At 38.4% G+C, this 20,689-nt stretch carries 18 protein-coding genes and 1 riboswitch; of the genes, 3 read left to right on the forward strand and 15 right to left on the reverse strand.

The window, feature by feature from the left end; translation table 11 throughout:
• Positions 1 to 111: 111 nt before the first annotated feature.
• The 3 genes from NTHER_RS15735 to mgtE all read left to right on the forward strand — a co-directional run bounded on the left by NTHER_RS15735 (position 112) and on the right by mgtE (position 4,752).
• Positions 112 to 1,253 (forward strand): IS3 family transposase gene (locus tag NTHER_RS15735; protein WP_414628103.1). Its coding sequence is split into 2 segments (ribosomal slippage): positions 112 to 352 and positions 352 to 1,253, totalling 1,143 coding nucleotides; the frame shifts between segments, so codons are not numbered across the junction.
• 147 nt (positions 1,254 to 1,400) lie between these two features.
• Entirely contained in the window at positions 1,401 to 2,765 is a 1,365-nt protein-coding gene (locus tag NTHER_RS14275; protein WP_052292019.1) for an ISNCY family transposase, read from the forward strand.
• 169 nt (positions 2,766 to 2,934) lie between these two features.
• Positions 2,935 to 3,126: riboswitch (M-box (ykoK) riboswitch) on the forward strand.
• Positions 3,127 to 3,375: 249 nt separating this feature from the next.
• Positions 3,376 to 4,752 carry a magnesium transporter gene (gene mgtE, locus NTHER_RS14280; RefSeq protein ID WP_012449210.1) on the forward strand — a complete coding sequence of 459 codons (1,377 nt, stop codon included), beginning with the start codon at positions 3,376 to 3,378 and terminating at the stop codon, positions 4,750 to 4,752.
• Between the two features lie 89 nt (positions 4,753 to 4,841).
• Here mgtE and NTHER_RS15480 read toward each other — a convergent pair whose 3' ends face one another.
• The 15 genes from NTHER_RS15480 to atpA form a co-directional block, all read right to left on the reverse strand.
• Positions 4,842 to 5,249, reverse strand: coding sequence for a rod-binding protein (locus NTHER_RS15480; protein ID WP_012449211.1), 408 nt, complete (start codon positions 5,247 to 5,249; stop codon positions 4,842 to 4,844).
• 51 nt (positions 5,250 to 5,300) lie between these two features.
• Positions 5,301 to 6,098, reverse strand: coding sequence for a flagellar basal-body rod protein FlgG (gene flgG, locus NTHER_RS14290; protein WP_012449212.1), 798 nt, complete (start codon positions 6,096 to 6,098; stop codon positions 5,301 to 5,303).
• Positions 6,099 to 6,149: 51 nt separating this feature from the next.
• Entirely contained in the window at positions 6,150 to 6,992 is an 843-nt protein-coding gene (locus tag NTHER_RS14295) for a flagellar hook-basal body protein (RefSeq protein WP_012449213.1), read from the reverse strand.
• 63 nt (positions 6,993 to 7,055) lie between these two features.
• Positions 7,056 to 8,093: a rod shape-determining protein gene (gene mreB, locus NTHER_RS14300; RefSeq protein ID WP_012449214.1), complete on the reverse strand. Its 1,038-nt coding sequence runs from the start codon at positions 8,091 to 8,093 to the stop codon at positions 7,056 to 7,058.
• A 148-nt stretch (positions 8,094 to 8,241) separates the two neighbouring features.
• Positions 8,242 to 8,559, reverse strand: coding sequence for a sporulation transcriptional regulator SpoIIID (spoIIID, locus tag NTHER_RS14305; protein ID WP_012449215.1), 318 nt, complete (start codon positions 8,557 to 8,559; stop codon positions 8,242 to 8,244).
• 53 nt (positions 8,560 to 8,612) lie between these two features.
• Positions 8,613 to 9,470: a M23 family metallopeptidase gene (locus NTHER_RS14310; protein WP_012449216.1), complete on the reverse strand. Its 858-nt coding sequence runs from the start codon at positions 9,468 to 9,470 to the stop codon at positions 8,613 to 8,615.
• 150 nt (positions 9,471 to 9,620) lie between these two features.
• Positions 9,621 to 10,889: a group II intron reverse transcriptase/maturase gene (gene ltrA, locus NTHER_RS14315; protein ID WP_012449217.1), complete on the reverse strand. Its 1,269-nt coding sequence runs from the start codon at positions 10,887 to 10,889 to the stop codon at positions 9,621 to 9,623.
• A 783-nt stretch (positions 10,890 to 11,672) separates the two neighbouring features.
• Entirely contained in the window at positions 11,673 to 12,710 is a 1,038-nt protein-coding gene (gene spoIID, locus NTHER_RS14320) for a stage II sporulation protein D (RefSeq protein ID WP_012449218.1), read from the reverse strand.
• Between the two features lie 128 nt (positions 12,711 to 12,838).
• Entirely contained in the window at positions 12,839 to 14,122 is a 1,284-nt protein-coding gene (gene murA, locus NTHER_RS14325) for a UDP-N-acetylglucosamine 1-carboxyvinyltransferase (RefSeq protein WP_012449219.1), read from the reverse strand.
• A 252-nt stretch (positions 14,123 to 14,374) separates the two neighbouring features.
• On the reverse strand, positions 14,375 to 15,286 hold the full coding sequence (locus NTHER_RS14330; protein WP_012449220.1) for a YwmB family TATA-box binding protein: 912 nt from the start codon (positions 15,284 to 15,286) through the stop codon (positions 14,375 to 14,377).
• A 116-nt stretch (positions 15,287 to 15,402) separates the two neighbouring features.
• A complete protein-coding gene (locus NTHER_RS14335) occupies positions 15,403 to 15,996 on the reverse strand; it encodes a YueI family protein (RefSeq protein ID WP_012449221.1) in 594 nt (197 codons plus the stop codon).
• 248 nt (positions 15,997 to 16,244) lie between these two features.
• Positions 16,245 to 16,670, reverse strand: coding sequence for a F0F1 ATP synthase subunit epsilon (locus tag NTHER_RS14340; protein ID WP_012449222.1), 426 nt, complete (start codon positions 16,668 to 16,670; stop codon positions 16,245 to 16,247).
• Between the two features lie 27 nt (positions 16,671 to 16,697).
• Positions 16,698 to 18,125 (reverse strand): F0F1 ATP synthase subunit beta, encoded by a 1,428-nt coding sequence (atpD, locus tag NTHER_RS14345; RefSeq protein WP_012449223.1) that lies wholly within the window; start codon positions 18,123 to 18,125, stop codon positions 16,698 to 16,700.
• A gap of 26 nt (positions 18,126 to 18,151) precedes the next feature.
• On the reverse strand, positions 18,152 to 19,078 hold the full coding sequence (atpG, locus tag NTHER_RS14350; protein ID WP_012449224.1) for an ATP synthase F1 subunit gamma: 927 nt from the start codon (positions 19,076 to 19,078) through the stop codon (positions 18,152 to 18,154).
• 82 nt (positions 19,079 to 19,160) lie between these two features.
• On the reverse strand, positions 19,161 to 20,687 hold the full coding sequence (gene atpA / locus NTHER_RS14355) for a F0F1 ATP synthase subunit alpha (protein ID WP_012449225.1): 1,527 nt from the start codon (positions 20,685 to 20,687) through the stop codon (positions 19,161 to 19,163).
• Positions 20,688 to 20,689: the final 2 nt, after the last annotated feature.

The following is a 20,689-nucleotide window of genomic DNA, read 5'->3' on the forward strand; positions in this document are numbered from 1 at the left end:
TTTCTCAAATTGCTTAACTCATTGGTTTTTATCCTTGGTGTTAGTATAAATTCTTGGACACATCATGGTTAAGTCACTTACAATATTAATAACGAAAGGATGTGTCCAGTAATGAGTAATAAGAGATATAATGAAGACTTCAAAAGAACAATTGTAGATTTATATAATTCAGGTAGTTCTGTGAAGGATTTGTCTAGCGAATATGGTGTGACAGAGGTTACTATTTATAAATGGATCAAAGATTTCTCTCCAAACCAACAATCTGGCAGTGAGGGAGCCACTTCAAAAGATGTGGAAGAAATGCAAAAAGAAATGGCTCGCTTGAAAGAGGAGAATGAAATCTTAAAAAAGGCTATGACCATATTCGCCAAAAAGTAGACAATACAGAGCTTACTGAATTTATAAAAGAACAAAAGGACGAGCATACTATCAAAGCTATTTGTGATGCTCTAGACTTTCCGAGAAGTACTTATTACGAAACAATAAATCGAGTTGAATCTAATCGTGACAAAGAAAACAGAGAACTATTAGATCAAATAACTCAAATTCATAAAAACAGTAAAAAGCGATATGGTGCACCAAAGATCCACGCTGTGCTAATCAATAAAGGATACAAAGTCAGCTTAAAAAGAGTCCAACGATTAATGAGAAAAGAGGGTATCAAATCAATTGTCAGGAAAAAATATCGGCCTTATCCTAGTAGAGAAAAAGTAGTCGAACGAGAGAATCTCCTAAAACAAGACTTTTCAACTACATTTGTCAATCAAAAGTGGGTTACTGATATTACATACATTGATACTGTTAAAGACGGCTGGTGCTACTTAGCCTCTGTAATGGATTTACACACCCATAAAATTGTTGGATACTCTTTTAGCAAGACCATGACAACAGATTTAGTTATTAAAGCTGTTAAAAATGCTTATGATACACAGAAACCTGGCAATGGACTTATTCTACATAGTGATCTAGGTACCCAGTACACTAGCGATGACTTTAAGCGTTTTTTAAGGTACAAAGGGATCAAGCAATCATTTAGCAGAAAAGGCTGCCCTTATGACAATGCACATATCGAATCATTTCATGCTACTTTGAAAAAGGAAGAAGTTAACCATGTTAAGTACTTAGACTTCAAATCGGCTGAAATTGCTCTATTTAGGTTCATTGAGAGCTGGTACAACAGAACAAGAATCCATGGAAGTTTGGAGTTTTTAACTCCTCAACATGTTGAGGATCTAGCAAAGCAATCTGCTTAATACTTAACTTTTTGGTGTCCAAAATTTTGACCTAAGTCCACCTCCTTTAACTAAGGTCACCTTTATTAAGTTTTTTTATGTTGGTATTGTCTAACTGTTTAGTAAGGATATTCAATATTGTTAAAAAAGTATCTAATTTATGTGTCAATGTTCTTTGAAAATGTCACTATGACTAAAAAGGTGACATATCAAATGACCCAAGAAGAAATTAAAAAACTAAATATTATCAATCAAACAATTGATGGCTACTTAACCATTAGAGATGCAGCACGAGCTTTGAACCTCAGTGATCGACAAATTAAACGACTGAAGAAAGGAGTGCAACTAGAAGGACCCAGTTTTGTCATACATAAAAGCCGAGGTAAAAAGCCTGATCATTCTGTTCCTGAAAGTACTGAAAAACATATCATTTCTCTAAAGTTAGAAAAATACCCAAATGCAAATTTCACTCATTTTACAGAACTTTTAAACGAGCGAGAAAAAATCTCTATCAGTAGGCCAGTTGTTCATAGAATTCTTAGTAAAGCTGGAATTTCTAGTCCTAAAAAACATAAAAAGAGTAAGAGTCACCACAGACGCAAACGCAAGGACAGAATGGGACTTTTAGTACAAATAGACGCCTCACCTTATGACTGGTTTGACACTGGCTTTGATTGTGATTTACACGCTGCTATCGATGATGCCACAGGAGCTTTGCTAGGATTATTTTTTGTTGAAAATGAATGTCTTGAGGGATACTTTCAGATTATGCATCAGTTAATTTCAAACTATGGTATTCCTGCAAGTCTTTATAGCGATAAGCACACTATTTTTAGATCACCTAAATCGGACAAGCTTTCGATTGATGAACAGCTCGCAGGTAAACAAGTTAAGCCTACTCAATTTGGTGCAGCTATGGAAGAGTTAGGAGTCACTATTATACCTGCTAACTCTCCACAAGCAAAAGGACGAGTTGAAAGGCTTTTTGATACTTTACAAAGCAGACTGCCCACACTTTTTAAGCTACACAATATAACTACCATGGAGAAAGCTAATGAATTTTTACAAAAAGATTTCTTGCCTGATTTTAATAAAAGATTTGCCCTAAAGCCCGAAAATGAGCTATCGGCTTTTACCTGTTTAAATCAAGATATTAATCTTGATCATATACTTTGTTCTAAATTCAAAAGAACTGTGGACAACAGTGCCACTTTCTCTTTTGAAGGAAGTTACTATCAAATTTTAGATAAAAATAGTCAACTGGTTCCTAAATCTAAAGTTACTGTCCTATCTAATCCTAAATTTGGAGTTAAAGTAAAATATAAAGATATGGTGTTTGAAACTCAAATTGTGGACAAGCCTTCAACTACTAAAATGACCAAAAAAGTTAAAACAACGCAATCACCTAAAAATAGAATAGTCCCAGATGAAAATCACCCTTGGAGAAAACAAAGTGAAAGAACAAATCTTAACTACGACCTGACTGATCAAGAACTTTTAGATACTATACTAAATACCAGGGACCGAGTTTAAAACTCGGTCTACCTTCCTGGGGGGTGACATTTTCTCTGAACAAATTTATGCGTTTTTAGGTGACATTTTCAAAGAACATTGACATTTGACAATGTTAAGTCGCAATGATAATATTTACCCGTAGTTACAGAGAATATTTAAACTAAATTAACTAAATAAAATTATAAATTTATAAACTCGTTAGGTGAGGCTCCTGGGTGGATATAAGCTGCTGCCCAAAAACGTCGAGAGACGCCAATGGGTATAACAGACAGTGTCGGCTTAAGGCCTGTCTAATGCAGCTGGTCCTCTTCTACCTTATTAGATATTAAATTTCGGATCTACGTCACCCAGTGCCAAAGCTAAGACGAGGAGTGCGTAAGCTGTTTATTGTTTTAATAAACTAGTTTAGTTAACCTATGTTTATTATTACTATATAGGTAGTAGTTTAGCGGCTGCGGCTCCTCTGAGCCGCTTTTTTTATTGTATAATTGGTTACAATAATACTAATAATCACTTAATATTTTTAGCAAGGAGGTGATTAGATGAAACAGGACTCTACAGAAGTTCCCAAACCCAAACAAGTCTTTGATTCTTTCAGAACATCACCAAAATTACAGGAGGGATTAATATGGAGATTTTCGAGAAAGCACAAAATTATCTTCACAACAAACAGATGGATGATCTAAAAAGATTACTTATCGAAACGGAAATACATGATATTATCCAAATTTTAAAAGAGCTTTCATCTGAAGAACGAATAATGGTATTTCGATTACTTGATAAAGACCGTGCTATTGAGATTTTTGAATTACTTGATCCATCTCTACAGCACGACCTAGTTAAATCTTTTACAGAAAGAAAGGCTATTGAAGTATTCTCAGAGCTTGATCCGGATGACCAGGCCAGACTTTTAGATGAACTTCCTGCAAAAGTAACAAAAAGATTATTGAATTCAATTAGCAAAGAAGAACGAGAAGATGTCATGGTACTACTAGGTTACGAAAAGGGTACTGCCGGAAGATTAATGACTCCAGAATATATTAATGTTAAAAAAGACCAAACAGTAAGCGAAGCTCTTGAACGAATTAGACAAAAGGGCTATAACGAAGAAACTATATATACTTTATATGTTACAGATAATGAAAGGAAACTAGAAGGTGACGTCTCTCTAAGCAGTCTAGTACTAGCTTCACCGGATACAAAAGTTAAAGAGTTATTGAGAACAGACACTGCCGAAGTAAATACTGATACAGATCAAGAAGAAGCTGCCAGATTGTTAAAGGATAGGGACTTACTAAGTTTACCTGTACTTGACAAGGAAGATAGATTAGTAGGAATCATCACAATAGATGACGCTATGGACGTTTTAGAAGAAGAACAAACAGAAGATTTATTTGAACAAGTTGGCTTGACTGGAGTAACCGGAACTACTCAACAGGTAGAAAGTGGTAGAAGTCTTAGAATGGTTGAAGGTAGCTTTCTAGAAATCTGGAGGGTTAGGCTTCCTTTCCTAGTAATCACTCTTATTGGCGGTATGCTGGCTGGATTTGTTATTGAAAGTTACGAAGAATCATTACAGGCTATTCATGCTCTTGCTTTCTTTATCCCTGTTATAATGGATATGGGTGGAAATGTTGGTACTCAGTCTTCTACAATTTTTGCTCGTGCTGTTGTTCTTGGTCACATCAGTCTTAATAGATTTATAAGACATTGGTTAAAAGAGATAGCCGTTGGAAGCAGTATGGGTGCAATGATAGGAATAGCAGCTGGAATAATTGCAAGTGTATGGCAACAAATTGAAGGAATTGGCCTGGTTATCGGGATCTCTCTCTGGGCTACCGTTACTATAGCAACAGCTTTAGGATTTTTAATACCCTTTATCTTGCTAAAGCTTGATTTTGATCAGGCAGCCGGTTCAATGCCTGTTATTACTACCATAAAAGACATTTCTGGACTATTAATTTACTTTTATGTAGCAGCTATTTTCTTGGGACATTTAATCTAATATGAACACTAAAATAGTAAAAGAGCTACTACTACCAGCCTTAGCTGGTAATAGTAGCTCTTTTTTTATTACTTAACTTTTTCTGCCAATCACCTTTGATATGAAGTGAATTGTTCATATATTTTGTCCGCCAAACCAAAGCCTCCGGATTCAGCCATTTTCTCGGAGTAATGTTGGTCTAATTTACTTTCAAAGACATCTTCAGCAAAACCACCGTCGATAAGGTCTGATTCTGGTATGGTCTCTCTCATTGACTTCATCATTTCCTGAATAAACATGCCTTCAAATTTTTGTGCAGCTTGATAGAGTTCTTGCGATTCTTTTTCTTGTGCATTTGCGTCTTGAGATTGTTCTCCTTCAACTGAGTTTTGTGAGTCAATTCGTTCTTGCGCATCTTCTAATTGCTGTTGAAATTTTTCTGGATTCTGTTCGATTTTCTTCCCAGGATCCAATAACTCCGGTTGACTACTGGGGAATTTGATTCCTTCAGTTATCATTGTATATGCCTCCTATAGCCCGTTAATCTTCAAATGCCCGGATAATATCAATTACATTTTAAGGTTGTTGGCAATACTCATCATTTCATCGGTGCTTTGAATAGACTTGGAGTTGGTCTCATAAGCGCGCTGTGCAGTGATCATGTTGACCATTTCTTCAGCTATATTTACATTAGATCCTTCTAAAAAACCTTGTTGTAGCTGACCTCTACCGTTTTCCCCCGGAAGCCCTACGGAAGCATCGCCAGAAGCTGCTGTTGCAGAGTACAAATTGCTACCTTGAGCTTCCAAACCAGCTGGATTTATAAAACTGGCTATTTCTATTTCGCCAATTTCGTCAGTCTCCCCGTCTTCCAAGGTAGCGATAACTCTACCCTCTTCTGTGATTGAGACATTTGTAGCTTCTTGGGGGATTTCTCCATCAAAACTCTGTACATGTAACCCATCTGAAGTCACTAAATTACCTTCACCATCAATTTTAAAGGAACCGTCACGAGTATAATATTCTTCTCCTTCAGTACCTTCAATTATAAAAAAACCGTCACCTTCAATTGCCAAGTCAAAATCTTGTTCAGTTTCTTGCATACTACCTGTACTAAAGTCTCTTAACGTTGCAGAATTTTTAGCACCATGACCAATTTGAATACCTGCTGGTGTTGACCTACCATCGTCACCCAGATCGTCTGGTCCATCGGGACGCTCTAATGTGGCATATATTAAGTCTTGAAACTCCGCTCTACTATTTTTATAACCAGTAGTATTGGCATTAGCCAGATTATTTGAAACCACATCCATATTTTTTTGCTGGGCATTCATCCCTGATGCACCCGTCCATAAAGAACGAAACATGGTAATGTCACCTCCGATTTTATTATCTACATTTATCAGTCAAAATTACAGTTATGTAACGGGTCTACCTATATCGTTAACAGCTCGCTCCAGGGTATCATCGTGGCCCTGAATTGCCCGCTGATTCGATTCATATGCCCTTAATGCATTTATCATACCCGTCATCTCATCAACCGAATTTACATTGGAACTTTCGATCTTCCCTTGATGTACGGATAGTATACCAAAATCTTCTCCGTCTAAATCTAATTCTTGTGGGGCACCAGATTCTTCAGTTTGTTCTAATAAATTATCACCGTAGCGAGCTAGGCCTTGAGGGTTTTCAAAGTTCACTAAAGCAAGGTTGTCTATTAGTTCAGCCTCATCGTCTTGCCCTTGATATATCGCCCCATTTTCAGTTACGGTGATGTCCTTTTCTCCAGAGAGTTGGATAATCCCCTCCTCTCCCAATACGGGATCACCTTGGAGGGTTACAAGGGTAGCTTCTTCAGAAGTTTCATCATAGGATAATGTTAATGCCCCGCTTCTAGTAAAATATTCTTCACCATCAGGGCCGTTAACTGTAAAGAATCCGTCGCCCTCCAGGCCAAGGTCCAGGGTGTTACCCGTCTCCTTCAGAGGTCCCTGAGAAAAGTCTTTCACCGTCTCATCTAATAGTACTCCTGTTCCCAACTCACCTATATAAGGTCGATTATCTACTTGTGGACTTTGTGGTGGACCTATATTTTCTGGGTCATTTATCCGGCTGATCAACATGTTTGAAAATTCACTTTTAACCGACATATCCCTTTTATGACCTGTAGTATTTAAATTTGCCATATTATTTGATTTCACTTCCTGAACTCTTTGCTGGGTAAGCATTCCTGATGAGGATGTATATAAACCACGTAGCACCTATATTCACCTCCTCCCCACATTTCATCTCATATAATTCAGTCCTGATCATTACCTAGATCCCTAGTGCCTATTTTTTTTTGAAATACTTTTACTACTTATTAAGGAACTCTCAAGCTTGTCCAGGTATTCAAGGGCTTTTCCCGTACCTTCAGCTACTGATCCTATAGGGTTATCTGGTATATAGACTGGTGTATCTACTTCATCTTGTAACAGCTTGTCCAATCCATGGAGGAGAGAACCTCCCCCTGTAATTACAATCCCCTTGTCCATAATATCAGCTGAAAGTTCTGGTGGGGTTTGCTCTAAAACTTGCTTTATGCATTCCAAAATACTACTAACAGGCTCCTTGAGAGCTTGATAAACTTCTTCTGAGGAAATTGTTACATTGCGGGGCAATCCAGACACTTGATCTCTACCCCTAACTTCCATGGTATCCTGTTTTAATTCAGGATAGGCAGTCCCAACTTGTTTTTTAATATCTTCAGCAGTTCTCTCACCAATAACTAGATTATGATTATTTTTCATATATTGGACAATTGCTTCATCAAATTTATCTCCACCAATTCTTAGTGAGGTACTAGTGACCAAGTCTCCTAAACTAAGAACTGCCACATCTGTAGTCCCGCCTCCGATATCAACCACCATGCTACCACTGGGTTCGAAAATGTCTAGATTAGCACCTAGGGCCGCCGCCCTGGGCTCTTCAATTAGAAAAGTCTGTTTGGCACCGGCCCTGGTTGCCGCCTCAAGGACAGCCCTCTGTTCCACAGAAGTGATTCCCGCTGGAACACAAACCATTATTCTGGGTTTCAAAAACATTTTCCTTTTACATGCTCTTTCAATAAAATTTTTAAGCATAATTTCTGTTACGGAAAAATCGGCAATAACACCGTCTTTCATTGGTCGTATGGCAACTATATTTCCAGGGGTCCGTCCAATCATATTATAAGCTTCTTCACCTACGGCAAGTACTTTGCCTAAATCATTATTGACCGCAACTACAGAAGGTTCCTGGAGAACAACACCTTTCTTTCTACGATAAATCAGCACCGTCGCTGTACCTAAATCCACTCCTATATCCGTATTTAAACCGAGCATAGCAGATCCTCCCAAAATTTCATATTGTCAGTGAGAAATACTGGTTTCACTGAAGTCTAAATTAATGTTAATAATACATAATGATACACTTTGGCAATAAAATATCTTCGACGTGTGCGTAACTAATTCCTGTTTAAGAGACAAATTTTTAGTTGGAAATTGAAGAATTTTCTTTAATTAGCTCTTTTTCTTGATCAATTTCAGATTCATCAATTTCATGGGGTTGTGAATATTTCTTCCTAGTAGCTTCTCCACCTCGTATATGTCTCTCTGCTTTGTTTTGGTTCAATATTTTTTTTATATCTTTTGCTCTGTCAGGTTTAATTAAGGGGAGTCGCTCAGTTATATCTTTATGGACGGTGCTTTTACTAACGCCAAAATTTTTAGCCACTTGACGTACTGTTGCTTTCGTGTCTAAAATATATTGGCTAATTTCAAGTACACGCTCTTGAATGTAATCTTGCATCTCCTCGCCCCCTTATGTCATTCTGGTTAAATTTATATGTGTTCAGATTTCGACTAATGACTATCATCTGGGAGAACCTGCTTTGGATCTATAGATCGATCGTCAATTAATACAGAAAAGTGTAAATAACTGCCTTCACTGGCATCCAACTCTGCTGTAGTACCTACTATTCCAATCTCCTCACCTTGATATACCTGTTGACCTTCTTCCACTTCTAAACTTTCTAAATTAGCATAAGTTGCCGAAAAACCATCACTTGCAATTACCATCTTTAAGCCTAAGGATGTGTCTTCACTAACTGTTTCCACCACTCCATCCCATGCAGCTTTGACTTCTTCACCTTCTGGTGCTTTAATATCAATTCCATTATGAAAGCGATATTGGTTGTTAACTTGGTATAATTCACCATGAGTTGTCAGAATATCTCCTGTGACTGGCCAAAGAGCCTCGGGTACATCTTGGGCAGAAGTCACTTCAACCGCTTGTTCTTTTTCCTCGGATTCTGCTGCTGATTTTTCTTGTTCCTCTTTCTCATGATTATCTTTGTCTCGTTCTTGATAGCTCTCAAACTTGTCTTCTTCACTAGCTTCTCCTACCTTTGAATCAAATTCTTCCTCTCCACCTATATCCATGGTGACTGAATTATCTTGTTCATAATCTTCTTTGACAGACGAGCTGTCTTCTTCGGCCGCTGAATCAAATATTTCTTCAACATCAATAGAACCTGGTTTTTCTTCTTCCTCCAAATCTGCTTCGGGTATACTTGGGTCAGGTGATGCAAATACTCTAAAGAGTAAAAACGCAATTAAAATAACAACAATAACTCCATATACCCCGATCAATGCAGTTTTTTTAGGAATTCTTTTTAGATATGCCACAAGATTTCTTATAAACTGTCTGACTTTATGCATTAGTAACTCACCTCCTATAACTCATTGTTCCCTTGGCTAGTCCAAAATATGTAAATCGAGTAGGTAGAAGCCACAGTAATTAGCTGTGGCTTCGTTCCTCTCACAGAACCGTGCTTACGGGCCACGTACACGGCTCCTAGTAGACCTCGATCACTTTCTAAAGTGATGCAAAATACCAACTTGATAGGTACTAATATTAATTAGACCTATCTCGTCAAACCACTTATTGGGTAGTGCTAAACTTATGAGAGGACTTGATGAGTTTCTCCATTTATTCATGGAGATTTTCTCAAATTCCCCTTTGTAGCCTTTTCTGCGAAGAGTTTTGTGTAGTTGTTTCCAACTTTTCCATTCTCGCATTTTCTTCATCCTAAGTCTTCTTCTAATCCATTTCATTAAGTTCTCAAATTGTTTCTTACAATTGGCTATTCGGAAGTAATTTGCCCATCCTCTTAATACTGGATTTAGCTCTTTTATGATTTCGGATAGATTTCTACCATGATTTCTTGGTGTAAGAGTTCTGACTTTTTCTTTGAATTTCTGTATCTTTTCAGGCTGGATGGATATGTTTTGACTCCTTATGATAACTCCTAGGTAGGGAACACCTTTGCGGTCATTTGTTATGTGAGTTTTCTCTTTATTAACTGTTAGTTTTAATTCGTCTTCTAATATTTCAGTAGCTATATCTTTATATCTTTTCGCTTGTCTTGGTGTGTAGGCGAATATTAAAATATCATCGGCATATCTTACTATTCGGATATTGCGACTCTTCATTTCTTTATCAAATCTGTCTAGGTAAATGTTGGTTAGTAGTGGTGATATCACTCCACCTTGAGGGCTCCCTATTTCTGTGTCTTCTAGGGCTCCATCTTCCATTACTCCGGACTTCAAAAACTTCTTTATTAATTTGAGAACACTTCCATCACTAACTTTCTTGGCTACTTCTTCGATAATCAACTCATGGTTTAATTTATCAAAGCATTTAGATAGGTCCATATCTACTACATGTCTTAGATTGTATTTATTAATGAACTGTTCTGATTTAGCTATTGCTTTGTGACATGAGCGATTAGGCCTGTATCCGTAGCTTGACGGGTGGAAGTCTGGATCAAAAATCGGTTGAAGTATATTTAACGTTGCTTGTTGGACTACCCTGTCTTTTACGGTTGGAATCCCTAATGGGCGAGTACTTCCATCTGGTTTGGGTATCTTAACTCGCCTCACAGGTTGTGGTTTGTATGCGCCAATTTTAAGGTCATGATGAAGGGTTTCCAGATTTTCTTCTAGGTTGGAGCCATAAGCCTCCACGGTTACCTGGTCTATGCCGGGTTTACCTTTGTTAGCTCTGACCCTGCGGTAGGCGTCTTCTAGATTCTTTTTGGAATAAATCTTGTCTATTAAACTGTACCATTTCTTCATCAATTGCACCTTCTTTCGCTGTGTGCCTTCCCTCTTTCTACACTTTTAGTTGTGGTTTCTTTGAACGTGCTTAACGGTGTCTCTAGCTCTTTGGCAATCTTACCTATCAGGGTACGCTCTACTTCCACTAGGCGGACGGTAAAGCAAGTAAGCTCGTCACCACCTGACTTTCCGTTCCCTTTAGCATTTCAGCTTCAGTTTTCTTCCTACCTAAAGTGTCTACTCGAGTTCTTGCTACACTCTTTGGTCTACTTTCACCCCTTCACACTACATAATTCCCTTTCGGTCATTATGTACCACTACAACCAGGTGTAGTGTCCTTTCGGTTTTATCCTCCAGACTGTTACCAGCTTTCTTTGGCCGAAAGTTCTTCAATACTACGGGTTCATCTGCCTCCTGCACTGCTTTAGTTAAAACTCATGTTTCCACTTGTCTTAACTTTACTTGTCGTCACAAGACAATACAGGTATCTCCCCGGTTAAGTCTGCTTGCCTGAATTTGAACGCATCCGTCCTAACCTTTTAGGTTATCCAGCTTTCGGGCTTTCCCATAATTTGCAAGGTTACCCACCTAAAAGGCCATCCTCGGTTTGTTCTCACTATGTTCCAAATTCCCCCTTCAGCTTCCTTCAGACTCCACCGTCACCGGTGACGCCCTTGCCTTATGGTTGTCTTCCTGCTGGTTAGGTGACAGGGTTTCTTTCAACCCATCGGCGCGGCAGGCATGCCGGGCAAACAAATAAAAAAAGTCCCTTTTCGGGACTTTTCAGCAGTTCAATATAAGTTATTTATATAAATTATCTTTTATTTTAACTCCTTCAAAATAGTATTTAATTATATCCTGATAGTTTTGGCCATCTCTGGCCATACCATCAGCTCCGTATTGACAAAGGCCGACACCGTGGCCAAACCCCTTTGTAACGACTCTTACAGAATCGTGTTCAGGTATCCATTCTATGTTTGTTGAAGGTATATCAAACATTGACCTGATATCATGACCTGAAAGCTGATTACCTAATAGATTTGCTTTTTGAATTCTGCCAGTTTCCGATTGCTTAGTAACTTGCAACTCGGGCATCTCTCCAGCAGCTAAAACAGGAATTTCAAAGCCTGCTTGACTGAAGCCTGCTTCTAAATCTTTTTTATTGAGGTTTCTTTCAGCTCGATAGTATGAAGAGTGATCGCAATAATCACATTCAACAGATTGCAAGAAAGGAAAATCAGCTGACCAAACAGCTCCAGCTGTTTCTGTCTGCCCTCCACAAGTTGAGTGATAAGGTGCTTCCGGAACGGGATCACCATTATAAGTCATAATTTCACCTTTTGTTGCCAAAACCGCATCTTTTACTCTGTCATAATATTTATTAGCATTCTCTCCAAAAATATTTTCTACTGTTTCTTTAGTATAATGAGCTTGACAGAAATCAGGATCCGTACAAACATCAGCTTCCTGATGATTATCACAACCAGGGCCACCTGTTTTATTCAATCTGGATAATGTGTAACTTCTTGCTACAACCGCTTGAGATTTTAGTGCTTCTTGATCAAATTCAGGTGGCATTTCAGAAATCACTACTCCTACCAGATATTCTTCTAATTTTAATTCTTTAACTTCTTGTTCTTCATGAAAATATACTCTTACTACAATGTCATCCCGATCTAGAGTCAGAGGTTCAAGTTCTGGTGGCTCTTCGGGTTCTGGATCATCTGCTAAATAATAATAGGTAGAACTTATTGCCATAATTATCATTAAAAGTATAGCTCCTATAGCAGCTCCAACAATTAGAATTTTTTGTAATTCATTTTTCTTTTTTTTGACCATACCAGCACTCCTAATAAGTTGATCTATAATACGACTCTATTTATAGATATGGCTATATGCAAAAAAAAAGAACACCTGGACAACTTAATGTCCAGGTGTTCTTATAATGAATTTGAATAAAAGTTAATCTAACTGTTGTTAACTGCCTCTTTTAAAAATTCTTCGTTCCTCCAGATATTAGCACCTAAATCTTGCAACCTTTCAACCATATTGTAATAACCTCTTTCAATATGATGGATATCCGATATCTCTGTTTTTCCATCTGATATTAATCCTGCCAAAATTAGACTCGCTCCAGCTCTTAAGTCTGAAGCCTTAACAGGAGCTCCTGTAAGCATTTTACCGCCTTTAACTTGAGCAGTTCTTCCATCTATAGAAATATCAGCATTCATCCTAAGCAATTCATCAACATGTTTGAATCTATTTTCAAAAACAGTTTCCGTAACTGAACTTTCGCCGATAATTTTAGTCATTAGTGCCATCATCTGTGGCTGCATATCTGTTGGAAAACCTGGGAAAGGCATAGTTTTTAATTTAATAGGAGCTAACTCATCATAACTTTTGACAAATAAACCAGAAGCTTCTTCAGTGATTTCTACTCCCATTTCTTCCATTTTTCGAATTACTGGTCTGATATGATCAGATATAACATTTTCAACCAGAACTTCTCCTCCAGTAATGGCAGCAGCAGCCATAAAGGTGCCTGCTTCAATACGGTCTGGAATTACAGTGTGATCTGTCCCTTTAAGTTCATCAACACCCTCTATTTTAATGGTATCAGTTCCCGCACCGATGATCTTTGCACCCATCTGATTTAGAAAATTAGCCAAGTCTACAATCTCTGGCTCTTCAGCAGCACTTTCTATGACAGTGGTACCTTTAGCCATAGTTGCCGCCATCATGATATTTTCTGTAGCACCTACACTGGGAAAATCCAAATAGATTCTATTCCCCTGAAGTCCTTTGGCTTCTGCTTCTACGTAGCCGTGACCAAAATTTATATCGGCACCTAAAGATGAGAAACCTTTCAGATGTAAATCGATTGGGCGACTGCCAATGGCACAGCCACCCGGCAAAGATATTCTAGCTCGACCTTGTTTTGCTAACAGTGGACCCATGACTAAAAATGAAGCCCTCATCTTGCGCATTAGATGATAGGGAGCTTCTATGTTTTTAACATTTGTTGGATTAACAGTGACTTCACCCGGTAGGGAATCACGAACCTCACATCCCAAGTGTGATAATACCTCACACATAGTACCAACATCTTTTAATGGAGGGACTTCATTAATTTTGACTGGCTCGGTAGCCAGCAAAGATGCAGCCATTATTGGAAGAGAAGCATTTTTTGCTCCATTAATCCTAACTTTCCCTGTCAGCTTATTACCACCTACCACATTTATTTTATCCAAGATATGATTCCTCCCATTCTGAAAACTATCAATGACTTTATAAGTTTACACTTTTCCGCAAATAATAAAAACTAAAAATCAACTTCATTATCTTAGAGTGCATCTTTCTTATTGATAATATCATAAATCATTTATAGGACCTTACAGGGATTAATTACTGTAGTTTCCTTTCTATCCTGAAACTCCAAATTCCTTCTTTATTGCGTAATTTCTAGATATTTCTGGTTTCAGTTTTAGTTTAAGCAATATATATTAATAGTCAGAATAAACTAAAGGCGTTGCTATTCTAAAAGAAGTCATGTCCATTCCACGTTCATTAGCTAATGCAATACTGAGGTTTAGTCTTTCATCTCCTGCCATAATTAAATTGTCCATCTTACTACTATAGCCTGTAAAAATCATTTCATTGTAAGTTTCATGCTGTTCTTTTATAGATATGCCTTCTTTTTCAAAAAGTTTACTCATTATTTTTTTCTGTTTATCTTCGGATAGTTTATCATTTAAAAACCCAGAAAGGCAAGTGGTAAATTCTCCGTTCTCTTCAAGGGATAATAAAGCCCTATCAAATTTTTCATAATACTTTTGTAGATACTTAGGTTCTTCATTGTTTTGAATTTTTTCATCAACTCGCAGCAATATAAAACTTTTATCCTGTGTCCCCTTTTTTAATACTGTTTGCATTACTATTTGAATATCTAACTTTTCTGTCCCAGCTTTAGCCATGACCATCTTTTGGGACTTGTTACCATGTGTGCCATTTATATCACTACTTTTAATAGAATAATTTTCGTCTATTTTTTCCAATTTAAGCTTGTCCGCAAGTTGGTTCACGATCTGTTCCATCTCAGATAAAGAAGTTCTAGTATTAGGCTGATCCACCACAGCTTCAACTGTTCCAACTTGGATTTTTCCATCCAAATCGTTAACGATTTCAAGTAAATATTTCAAATCTTCTGCGTGTTTTGTGTGATTTAATTTTTGATCTTTTAATTCTTTCCCAAAAACTTCATTTTGTGCAAAAGTTATTGACCTGGCCTGAGGGCTTTCAATTATTACAATAGTTAGGATTAGTATAAGTGACAATATAATAACTGAAGTCAATAAAACTTTTCTTTGTGTTATTAAGCCATGGTAAAGTTCTCGGCATTTTGCCATTAAGTACATTTAGGACCCTCCTCCTGAATAAAAAAGTAGCTGGGTGTTCTCCTAATTAAAGAGTGTTGACATTATTAAGTAACTTTATTCAGGAGGAAAAAATTTTTTATTAAATTTTTATTTATCTAGTTATTTTCACATGATTTACATTTTTTCCCTAACAGTTTATCCAAAAATGATAGTTTATTATAATATTCTACTTCGTCTGGAGCTTTTTCAGCTAGCTCTTGATAACAATCGAGACATAATAAGCTACCCCTAGAAGTGTTAATAATTTTTTCGGATACACCTAGTTCTTTCAGCTTATCACTACGAGATTGTACATAAATATCATCTTCATTTACAGCTTCATCACTGACTACAATCAAAGCTACTGGACCTTCAAAATCAGGGTCGTCAACAGTGGTAAAAGATAACCCCTCATGGCGAGCTAGGTTAATATAATCTCGTGCATAATTTAAATCAACCTTGCGACTGATTATTAAATGCCGTGCTTTTGGGTGACGTATAGCTTCTTTTATTTCTGGATAGGTCCCTTCTTCGTGTACCTGATCAAAAGTTAATGCTTTAATCACTCGTTCCCTAAACTCACCTAGATGTTTCTTCTTTTCTGTTTTCTTTAGTTCAGGAGTACCATGTATTCCCGTAAACAACTTTTGTTCTAGTTTAGATTTAGATGATAAGCCCTCACCATTATTATTGTTGTTTTCATTAACCATCTTGACACCTCGCTTTCCATTAAGCTGAGTTTATCAGGGTTTCAACTTAGAAAATGTTCGAGATAAAATTGTGAACTAATCACTATTCTATGTAATTCTAGTAAAATAATATTTTGTTATCAAGAAACAACAAAAGGCCCCCGAGTAGCATCGGGAGCCTTTTGATCTATACTCAATAGTTAATATACCCTTTTTTGCTCTAGTTATACTTAATAGCCACCCTATTAACTTTATCAATAATTGGTCATCTAGTCATCATTTCTTTGTGCTCTAGCAGCATCTATTCGGGCAATGGCACGTTTCAGGCTAGCTTCAGCTCGACTGTAGTCAATAGCTTCATCACTTGCTTGTAATCTCTCTTCAGCACGTTCTTTAGCTTCTTGGGCTCTCTCCAATTCGATTTCATGGGATAATTCAGCTGTCTGGCATAATACAGTCACTTTTTGCGGAGTTACTTCCAAATAGCCAGAACCACTGATAGCAACATTTTCCTCTTGACCTTCTTGCGTGATAAAGCTAAAAGGGGCAATTTGCAATTTCGTAACTAGGGGGCGATGATCGTGTAAAATGCCTAAACGACCATCTTCCGCCTGGGCAGTGATAGACACCACTTTATCAGAATACACAATTCGTTCTGGGGTGACTATCTCCAATTGAAATTCCTTTCTAGCCATCTAACAACACCCTTTCCCGGGAGACAGTTATTCTTCTGCTTTTTCCACGGCTTCGTCAATGGTTCCCACCATGTAAAAAGCAGTCTCTGGTAAATCGTCATGTTTTCCGTCTAGAATTTCTCTAAATCCACGAACCGTTTCTTTAACTGGTACATATTTACCCGGCATATTCGTAAACTGTTCCGCAACGAAGAAAGGCTGACTTAAGAACCTCTGAATCTTTCTCGCCCTAGATACAGTAAGTTTGTCTTCATCGGATAATTCATCCATACCAAGAATTGCAATAATATCTTGAAGTTCTTTATAACGCTGCAGTACTTGCTGAACGCCTCTGGCTACATCATAGTGTTCTTGCCCAACTATTTGCGGATCCAAAATCCTAGAACTTGAAACTAGGGGATCCACTGCCGGATAAATTCCCATCTCAGCTATAGAACGCTCCAAATAAGTGCTGGCGTCCAAGTGAGCAAATGTAGTTGCTGGTGCTGGATCTGTTGGGTCATCCGCAGGCACATAGATAGCTTGAATTGAAGTTACAGAACCTTTCTTAGTGGAAGTGATCCGTTCTTGTAGTTCTCCCATCTCAGTCTGTAATGTGGGCTGATAACCAACAGCGGATGGCATACGGCCCATTAGAGCAGACACTTCCTGACCTGCCTGAGTAAATCTGAAAATATTGTCGATAAACAACAGAACGTCTTGACCTTCGTTATCACGGAAATATTCAGCCATGGTTAGACCTGTTAGTCCAACTCGCATTCTAGCACCTGGTGGTTCATTCATCTGACCAAATACTAAAGCTGTTTTGTCAATTACCCCAGATTCACTCATTTCTAGCACTAAGTCATTACCTTCTCTGGTGCGTTCACCAACACCTGAAAATACTGAAAAACCACCGTGTTCGTAAGCAATATTACGAATTAACTCTTGAATAAGAACTGTTTTTCCAACTCCTGCTCCTCCGAACAGGCCAATTTTTCCACCTCGGGCATAGGGTACAAGAAGGTCTAAAACTTTAATTCCTGTTTCCAAAATTTCTGTCGATGTTTCTTGATCTTCAAATTTAGGTGAATCTCGATGAATAGGATAGTAATCTTCACCTTCTACTTCTCCTTGCCCGTCAATGGTATCACCGGTAATATTGAACACTCTTCCCAGTGTTGAGCGTCCAACTGGTACAGTAATAGGCTGCCCGGTGTCATAAGCTTCCATCCCCCGTACAATACCATCGGTTGACCCCATGGCAATACACCGGACTACTTCGTCACCAAGGTGTTGAGCCACTTCAAGAGTAACCTCTATTTTTCTTGAACCTTCTTCATGAGAAACAGGTTCTCCCCGATCATTTAGACCGGCTTTTATATCAATGGCATTATACAGTTCGGGAAGTTTTCCCTTTTCAAATCTAATGTCAACTGCAGGACCGATAATCTGCTGTACCTTCCCGACATTCATTCTGCTATTACCTCCCTTTTCCCATTCTACTTGGCTGCTTCAGCTCCACTGACAACTTCTAAGATTTCTTGGGTTATGGCGCCTTGTCGGGCTTTATTATATGACAAGGTTAGTTCCTCAATCATATCTTCGGCATTGTCCGTGGCATTTTTCATAGCTGTCATACGAGCTCCCTGTTCTGAAGCTTTAGATTCTAATAAAGCTCTAAAAAGAGTACTTTTCATATAGCTGGACAACAAACCGCCAAGAACCGCTCCCGCAGATGGTTCAAACTTATAAATTTGATCTTCCAACCCAGCAGTCTCAGCTGGGTCTTGATTATTCTGTTCAGTGTCATCTGCATTCTCGGATTCTTCTTCAGGCGGTAAAAAGGCTTCCTTTGACATGGGTAATATTTTTCTTGTTACAGGACGCTGAATCATAGCGTTCTGAAACTCAGCAAATGTCAAATAGACCTCTCCAATGACACCATCAGAAAACATTTGTTCCACAGCTTCTGCAATCATTTGAGGTCTGTCAAAGGAAGGATAATCTTCTATATCCAAATATTCCGAGATTACATTGTAATCTCGTTTTTTAAAATAATCCCTTACATATTTACCCACAGCTATTATTTTAGTAGACTCTTTATTTTCACCAATATGCTCAGCAGCCGCTTTAGCAACATTCACATTATAACCACCACATAGTCCCCTATCAGCTGCCATTATAATATGACCAGCAGGCAAATCTTGCCCTTTTGACTCCATAAGGGGATGACTGATGGTTTTAGCTTGGTTAAGAATTCTAAAAATGGCTTGGCGCATTTTTTCCTCATAAGGCCTATTATCTTCCACCCTTTGCTGTGCTCTTCTGAGTTTGGCAGCAGCCACCATTTCCATAGCCCTTGTTATTTGTTTGGTGCTATTTACACTTGAAATGCGCCTTTTAATTTCACGGGTACTCTGTGCCATTCCATCACCACCTAATTCTCCGAAGAAAATTAATATCTGTAAAAAACAGTCTCAAACCAGTAAACAAGTTAAGCGTAGTCTGTTAACCGGTTAGTTCTTTTTCTTCTTTAAATTGTTCTTTAGCTTTATTTATAACTTCTTTTAACTGGTCTTCAAGTTCATCGGATATTTTCTCACCAGTTTCCACCTGCTGGTAAATTCCTGGTTCATTATCTTTTACATAGCTCAATAAGAACTTCTCAAACTCTTTGATTTGCTCAACTTCTAGATCGTCTAATAAACCGTGGGTAGCACAGAATATGATAACTATCTGATCCGCTACGGGCATCGGCTGATACTGATCTTGTTTTAGTATTTCAAAGGTTCTCTTTCCGCGCGCAAGTTTTTGTTGTGTGGATTTATCCAAATCAGTTCCAAACTGGGCAAAAGCTTCTAGCTCCCTGTACTGAGCTAAGTCCAAACGTAATGTCCCTGAAACTTGTTTCATTCCTTTCAGCTGTGCTGAACCACCAACTCTTGAAACAGAGATACCGACATCAACTGCAGGTCGCTGCCCTGCGTGGAATAGATCACTGATCAGATAAATCTGACCGTCTGTAATTGAAATAACGTTTGTTGGGATGTAAGCTGACACGTCACCAGCTTGGGTTTCTATAATTGGAAGTGCTGTCAAGGAGCCGCCACCATTCTCATCATTCAGTTTAGCAGCACGCTCTAACAGACGAGAGTGGAGGTAAAATATATCCCCAGGATAAGCTTCCCTGCCTGGTGGTCGTCTTAGTAGCAAGGACAGTTCCCTATAACTGGCAGCATGTTTAGAAAGATCATCATACACAACTAATACATGCTTCCCTTCGTGCATAAACTTTTCACCCATACTGCAACCAGCATAGGGTGCAAGATATAGTAGTGGTGCTGGTTCATCAGCTGTAGCAGCTACCACCGTGGTATAATCCATAGCTCCATGTCGTTCGAGGACATCAACAACCTGGGCAACAGTAGACTTTTTCTGTCCTATGGCCACATAAATGCAATATACATCGGAATCTTTCTGATTTAGGATGGTATCAATTCCAATAGCACTCTTACCCGTTCCCCTATCACCTATGATCAGCTCTCTCTGACCACGACCAATAGGAATCATAGAGTCAATAGCTTTCAACCCTGTTTGTAGGGGTTCTTCAACGGGCTTCCTGTCAATAACTCCCGGAGCACGAGTTTCTACAGGCCTGAAGTCTGTTGCTTCAATTGGCCCCTTTCCATCTCTCGGTTCACCAACGGGGTTAACAACTCTGCCTACCAGGTCGTCACCAACAGGTACCTCAATAATACGGCCAGTTCGTTTAACTTGGTCACCTTCTTTAATGTGGCTGTATTCACCTAATAAAACACAACCTACATTGTCCTCTTCCAAGTTCAGAGCCATCCCGTAAATTTCGCCTGGAAACTCGACCAACTCGTTAGCCATAACATTTTCTAGTCCGTGGACCCTGGCGATACCATCCCCGATGTAAAGCACGGTGCCCACTTCATAAACGTCTACTTGAGACTCATAATTTGCAATTTTATCTTTTAACACCGTACTAATTTCATCAGGACGAATACTCATAA

It is taken from the genome of Natranaerobius thermophilus JW/NM-WN-LF (genome assembly GCF_000020005.1).
Classification (GTDB): Bacteria; Bacillota; Natranaerobiia; order Natranaerobiales; family Natranaerobiaceae; genus Natranaerobius; species Natranaerobius thermophilus.

Coding starts and splice junctions, on each gene's coding strand:
- NTHER_RS14275 (WP_052292019.1), top strand. CDS start 1,401: ATGTTCTTTGAAAATGTCACTATGACTAAAAAGGTGACATATCAAATG.
- mgtE (WP_012449210.1), top strand. CDS start 3,376: ATGGAGATTTTCGAGAAAGCACAAAATTATCTTCACAACAAACAGATG.
- NTHER_RS15480 (WP_012449211.1), bottom strand. CDS start 5,249: ATGATAACTGAAGGAATCAAATTCCCCAGTAGTCAACCGGAGTTATTG.
- flgG (WP_012449212.1), bottom strand. CDS start 6,098: ATGTTTCGTTCTTTATGGACGGGTGCATCAGGGATGAATGCCCAGCAA.
- mreB (WP_012449214.1), bottom strand. CDS start 8,093: ATGCTCGGTTTAAATACGGATATAGGAGTGGATTTAGGTACAGCGACG.
- spoIIID (WP_012449215.1), bottom strand. CDS start 8,559: ATGCAAGATTACATTCAAGAGCGTGTACTTGAAATTAGCCAATATATT.
- NTHER_RS14310 (WP_012449216.1), bottom strand. CDS start 9,470: ATGCATAAAGTCAGACAGTTTATAAGAAATCTTGTGGCATATCTAAAA.
- ltrA (WP_012449217.1), bottom strand. CDS start 10,889: ATGAAGAAATGGTACAGTTTAATAGACAAGATTTATTCCAAAAAGAAT.
- spoIID (WP_012449218.1), bottom strand. CDS start 12,710: ATGGTCAAAAAAAAGAAAAATGAATTACAAAAAATTCTAATTGTTGGA.
- NTHER_RS14330 (WP_012449220.1), bottom strand. CDS start 15,286: ATGTACTTAATGGCAAAATGCCGAGAACTTTACCATGGCTTAATAACA.
- NTHER_RS14335 (WP_012449221.1), bottom strand. CDS start 15,996: ATGGTTAATGAAAACAACAATAATAATGGTGAGGGCTTATCATCTAAA.
- NTHER_RS14340 (WP_012449222.1), bottom strand. CDS start 16,670: ATGGCTAGAAAGGAATTTCAATTGGAGATAGTCACCCCAGAACGAATT.
- atpD (WP_012449223.1), bottom strand. CDS start 18,125: ATGAATGTCGGGAAGGTACAGCAGATTATCGGTCCTGCAGTTGACATT.
- atpG (WP_012449224.1), bottom strand. CDS start 19,078: ATGGCACAGAGTACCCGTGAAATTAAAAGGCGCATTTCAAGTGTAAAT.
- atpA (WP_012449225.1), bottom strand. CDS start 20,687: ATGAGTATTCGTCCTGATGAAATTAGTACGGTGTTAAAAGATAAAATT.